The following is a 5,530-nucleotide window of genomic DNA, read 5'->3' as shown; positions in this document are numbered from 1 at the left end:
GTGGATACGGTCCGAAAACCGTATACGCACTGGCTTCATTCATTCACTCGTTGTTCAGTTTTCAAAGGGCAATGCTGAATCTAGCAGCCTCTCGGCTATTGCCGCATCTCTCAAGCGCGACTTTTATAATATAGCACGTCCCCTAATATAAAGTCAACTGTTTTTTTATTTAATATTTTTGAGACGAACAAAATGCTATTTCAACCTGATTTTCTGAATATCTACCATGGACTATGTCCGTAACAAAATTATCGAAAGCAAACCTATTAGACCCGAGCTTATAGCAAAACTAGCTTTATAGCCGCCAGCATCCCTATACCGGGAATGCCAAGAAAAGTGACAGCCGCAATAGTGGCGGGGTTTATCGGAAGCCTGAATCCATAATATCCGCCAATCCAGTTCACTGCATACAGCAGCACGCCGGCAATGACAATATGAATCCCCAAACGGGCAAGCCATTGAATGGATGATCTATTTTTTATAAGAACAAATAGCAGAAAGGATAGTGAAAAAATAAATACACCCCACAGCAAGAGCTGCATCATATCACCTCCCTCTCATAATTGACAAAACCTTGATTCCATTGCTGCTGTTTCGCCAGTCTGAGAAGCATCTCATACTTTTTTTCTGCTGCCACCAAATCATATATAGCGCAATCGACTTCATCCTGACCGACGACCCATTCCAGCCGATGCTGGGCATTTCTCCACTCCAGTTGTGATTGGCGTATTTCCTCCAGAAGAGCCAGCTTGTCCTTGATCGACGCGGCCGTTTCCTTATTTCTCCTCCAATTCAGAAACCACTTCATTATTCCACCCCTCGCCGAGAGTTAGTCCTTAATAATGAATATGGTGTTCACGTAGGCTTTTAGAACGGTTTCCTCCAAAATCAATCCCTTGTCATCCGTCCATCTCTGCACCGGCAGAAAAACTGCTCATAAAAAAACTGCGGGACCCTTTGTCCCGCAGGTAAATTGGCTTGCCATCCAATGTCAGATTAGCCGCCGTCTTATTTGTACATCCTATTTGCAGAGATCATTCCCGGCGGTATCCGGCCTATTCGGGGTCAGCTCCGCTTAGGAAAGCTCTCTTCTTCCTTCAAGCGCTTTGGTCAAAGTTACCTCGTCGGCATACTCCAAGTCTCCGCCCACCGGCAATCCGTGTGCAATACGTGTGACACGAATGCCGAAAGGCTTCACCAGACGGGATAAATACATTGCCGTCGCCTCTCCCTCTATATTCGGGTTGGTGGCAAGGATCATTTCCTGAACGCGTTCATCGCTCAGTCTCTTGACCAGCTCTGTTATGCGGATTTCATCCGGGCCAATGCCTTCCATGGGAGAAATAGCACCGTGAAGCACGTGGTAGAAACCGTTAAATTCCTTAGTCCTCTCCATAGCCACCAGATCTTTCGGTTCCTGCACGACACAGATAATGGAGTAATCCCGGCTCTTATCCTGACAAATCCGGCATGGGTCCGTATCTGTAATATTGCAGCAAACCGAACAATAATGGAGATTTCTTTTGACATTGACGAGCGCCTTGGCAAAATCGATCGCTTCATCTTCCTTCATCTGAAGAACATGAAAAGCTAGACGACTCGCCGTCTTGGGCCCTATGCCCGGAAGCTTGGAAAAGGAATCGATTAATTTGGCCAATGGTTCGGGGTAGTACAAGAGGCTATCTCCTTTTATCCAGTCTCGTTCGCTATTAGAACAGACCCGGGATTTTTAATCCGGCAGTAAACTTGCCCATGTCCTTGTTGGCCAGCTCTTCCGCTTGGTTCAAAGCGTCATTCACGGCTGTCAGCACGAGATCCTGCAGCATTTCCACATCGTCGGGATCGACAGCTTCCGGCTTAATGGCAATATTGACGATTTTCTTCTGTCCGTTAGCGGTAACGGTGACCACGCCGCCCCCTGCAGTTCCTTCCACCGTTTTATTGGCCAGTTCTTCCTGCGCCTTCAGCATCTGCTCCTGCATTTTCTTAACCTGCTTCATCATTTGATTCATATTGTTCATGCTTACCTACTCCTTAATCTTTTTTTATTTTCACCAAATCTTCTCCGAATAATTGGATCGCTTCATCGACCCAGGGAGATTTACTGCCCTGCTGCTCCTTATCCGGCTCAAGCTTCATCTCTTCGACAGCTTCCGGTTCTTCCGCCAACGCATCCTTCCATTCCTGGTTCATAACGGCAACAAGCTGGAGCGGATGACCCAGAACCTGCTGTATCGCCTGCTCGATAAGCTGCTTGTTTGCAGGCTTCTCCGTAGTCTCCCGATGCATGGCGCTTTTGAATGCGAGAAGCAGTTGATCATTGGATAGTGACACAGGCTCGCCGTCCACAAGCCAGGCATGCACCGTTATCTTCATTTCCTTAACCAGTGCCAATATCTGGCTCCATTTGGACAAGGCCTGTTTAAACAGCGGAGACTCCTGGTCGCGAATGAATGCCTCCAGGTTTACAGACGGCTTGCGAATGAAAGGGCCGCTTCTCCGGGCTCCGAACTGACCGGCCGGCCCCCTGGATGCCGGCTCCGGTGTTGTCACCTGGCCGGAAGCCGGCGCCGGGGAAGAGGCCATTAGCCTGGAGAGCGTCTGTTCCAGCTGCTCCACCTTCCGTTTAAGGACGGCCCAGTCTTCTCCTTGTCCGGCCGAGACGGGAGACGACGGAGAGGCTTGCGGTGACGGGGCTTCTTGGCCTTGCAAATGGCACAGCTTCATAACCGCAATTTCAAATAATATCTGAGGCTGCGAAGAATACTTCATCTCCCCGTGATAGCGGTTGAGAACCTCGATCGATTCGAACAATTCCTCACGGCTGAAGGAAGCAGCCGTCTCAGCGAAGCCGGCGGGATCCAGAATCCGCTCGGTGGAGGCTAACGAATCGGGAACCATCTTGATCAGAAGCAGATCCCGGAAATAATGCATCAGACTCTCCACGCATTTATCCGGACTCTTGCCTGCCTGCAGAAATTGCTCCACTAATTGCAGAGCTTCCCCGATGCGCCGTTCCCGAATCAACCCGGATAGTTTCTTAAATTGATCGGCCGCTACTCCACCGGTCATAGCCACTATATCCTCGTAAGTGACCTTGCCGCCCGAGAAGGAGGAAATCTGGTCCAGGAGGCTGACGGCGTCACGCATCCCGCCCTGGGACAGCCGCGCAATGTACTGAAGCGCCTCCTGTTCTATATCAACGCCTTCTTGCCGGCAGATATAATCCAGTCTGGAGATCTGTTCATCCAGAGACACCCTGCGGAAGTCAAATCGTTGACAGCGGGAAATAATGGTGGCCGGGATTTTATGCGGCTCTGTTGTGGCCAGAATGAACATGACTTGCCCCGGAGGCTCCTCCAATGTCTTCAATAAGGCATTGAACGCTTCGGTGGTCAGCATGTGAACCTCGTCGATGATATAAACCTTCTGCCGAACCTCTGTCGGGGCGAACTTGACCTTATCGCGTATATCGCGGATTTCTTCCACACCGCGGTTAGAGGCCGCGTCAATCTCGACCACGTCCATGACGGCACCTTCTGTAATCCGCCGGCAAGTATCACATTCGTTACAAGGCTCTTCGGCAGGGCCGTGCTGGCAATTAACCGCTTTGGCTAATATTTTGGCCGCACTGGTTTTCCCTGTTCCGCGTGGCCCATTGAACAAATATGCATGGGTCAAACGGTTTTCTCTGAGAGAGTTTTGCAAGGTTTTTACAATATGCTGTTGTCCGACGACATCTCTGAAAAATTGAGGCCGCCACGTACGGTATAGCGCAATATGCTGTTTCATATAAAACCTCTCCAATAATTCCTTGCATAGAATTATTTTCTTTATTATACAATACTGTCAGTCCTCATTGAAGCGCGATCAATGAATTGGTCCGGATTGCTTGAATATGGGAAGCGAAACGGGATGGATTTAGCCTGGCAGTTCAACAGAGGCGAATTATAAAAATGGCGGGGAAACACAAAAACAGCCTCTCCAAACGGCAGGCTGTTCTATGGAAAGGGAATGCTTACACTGAACGTCGTGCCATAGCCCTTCGAAGCGACGCGTATCGTTCCACCGATGTCGTGAATGATGCGCTGACAGACGGACAGTCCGAGACCGGTCCCGTTTTCCTTGGTGGTAAAGAAGGGATCGAAAATTTTATCGATGACAAAATTGGGGATTCCGGGTCCGGTATCATGAATTTCAATATGAACCATCAACTCCTCATAATCGACCTTCTCCGTTATGGTGAGTATTCCTCCGTCCGCCATTGCTTCGATCCCGTTCTTGCACAGATTGAGGAAAACCTGCTTCAGCAGCTCGCTGTCGGCAATCACTTTAGGCAGGCCGGGAATGGCATCATATTGTACGCTTACCCCATGAAGCAATGCCTCATTACTGATTATCGGCAAGATTTCGCGCATAACCAGCTTGATATCCACCTTATGATAGGATACGTTCTTAGGCTTGCTGAGCAGTAGGAATTCACTAACCAGCTCGTTAATCCGGTTGATTTCGGTTAGCATGATGTCGGTATATTCCTGTTCCTTAACCATGCCCTTCTCTATAAAGGTATTCTTGAGCACCTGCATGAAACCTTTAATGGATGTTAACGGATTCCGGATTTCATGTGCGGTTCCCGCTGCAATCTGGCCGATCATCGCCAACCGGTCGCTTCTCTGCACCTGTTGTTCCAAAGACCGCAGATTCGTTACATCCTTAAAAATAACATAGGCGCCCACCGTTCTCCCGGCCTCATCCTTAAGCACATTGGAATCGAGCAGCAGCTCATAGCGATCCTCGTTATTCGTCCAGGAAACGGCATGATTTCTCACCACGACCCCATTTAATATGGCTGGCTGAATCAGTTGGTGATGAGAGGGGACGGCATTAAAAACCTCTGTAACCGGTTTGTTGACAACTTTTTCTCTATGTAACCCTAATACCCGACAGGCCATATCGCTAATATCCACGATACGGAATTGGACATCAATCAGGATGACCCCTAAATTAATATCCTTCATAAACGTTCCGGCAAATTTCTGAAGCAAGGAAAGCTCCTCCTCCGTACAGACCCGGTCCATGTGTATGGAAAAATAGGGTCTTCCATCCAGAGTTTGTAATGAGACAATCGCATACCGCCTGTTCATCACATCCCCCTGACAATTCCGCAGACGGATGATTGGATTTAAACTGCTCTGGGATACCGCTTCCAAATATTGATGCTGCAGAATGCTAAAGGATGACTCAATCCCCAATTGCTGAAGCGACATCCCTTTAAGCTCCTGCAGTGTATAACCTGCTTCTTGGAGAAGAGCGGCGCTGCAGTCGGCGATCAATCCCTCGCCGTCCACAACAATAACACACTGTGACGAGAAAGCCTGAATGTAGGCATCCACATGTTCGATTGTGAGCGGAGAACGGCCTTTACTTAAAGAGGACAACTGCTTCCCCCCTATTCCTTAAACTACCACCTGCTCAAAGCAGGTGGATTTAGACATAAATGTCGACGACTAAAGTCGTAGCGTAAGAGTAA

The 5,530-nt window shown here is 48.8% G+C and carries 6 protein-coding genes; all 6 read right to left on the bottom strand.

Features of this window, described 5'->3' with window-relative positions; all coding sequences use genetic code 11:
* Positions 1–278: 278 nt before the first annotated feature.
* The 6 genes from FS806_RS24815 to FS806_RS24790 all read right to left on the bottom strand — a co-directional run bounded on the left by FS806_RS24815 (position 279) and on the right by FS806_RS24790 (position 5,438).
* Positions 279–545, bottom strand: coding sequence for a pro-sigmaK processing inhibitor BofA family protein (locus FS806_RS24815; RefSeq protein WP_144941999.1), 267 nt, complete (start codon positions 543–545; stop codon positions 279–281).
* The gene (locus FS806_RS24810) at positions 542–808 is read right to left on the bottom strand and encodes a DUF2508 family protein (RefSeq protein ID WP_144941997.1); all 267 of its coding nucleotides are present in this window, start codon (positions 806–808) and stop codon (positions 542–544) included. Before FS806_RS24810 ends, FS806_RS24815 begins: the two co-directional genes overlap by 4 nt.
* Positions 809–1,075: 267 nt before the next feature.
* Positions 1,076–1,675, bottom strand: coding sequence for a recombination mediator RecR (recR, locus tag FS806_RS24805; RefSeq protein WP_144941995.1), 600 nt, complete (start codon positions 1,673–1,675; stop codon positions 1,076–1,078).
* A gap of 34 nt (positions 1,676–1,709) precedes the next feature.
* Positions 1,710–2,021, bottom strand: coding sequence for a YbaB/EbfC family nucleoid-associated protein (locus FS806_RS24800; RefSeq protein WP_144941993.1), 312 nt, complete (start codon positions 2,019–2,021; stop codon positions 1,710–1,712).
* 13 nt (positions 2,022–2,034) lie between these two features.
* On the bottom strand, positions 2,035–3,792 hold the full coding sequence (gene dnaX / locus FS806_RS24795; RefSeq protein ID WP_144941991.1) for a DNA polymerase III subunit gamma/tau: 1,758 nt from the start codon (positions 3,790–3,792) through the stop codon (positions 2,035–2,037).
* 209 nt (positions 3,793–4,001) lie between these two features.
* A complete protein-coding gene (locus FS806_RS24790; RefSeq protein ID WP_144941989.1) occupies positions 4,002–5,438 on the bottom strand; it encodes an ATP-binding protein in 1,437 nt (478 codons plus the stop codon).
* Positions 5,439–5,530: the final 92 nt, after the last annotated feature.

Origin of the sequence: Paenibacillus sp. 32O-W (assembly GCF_007679495.1) — a bacterium.
Lineage (GTDB): Bacteria > Bacillota > Bacilli > Paenibacillales > NBRC-103111 > Paenibacillus_L > Paenibacillus_L residui.
Note: the sequence above shows the minus strand (reverse complement) of the source record. Positions and strands in the feature narration are given on the sequence as shown.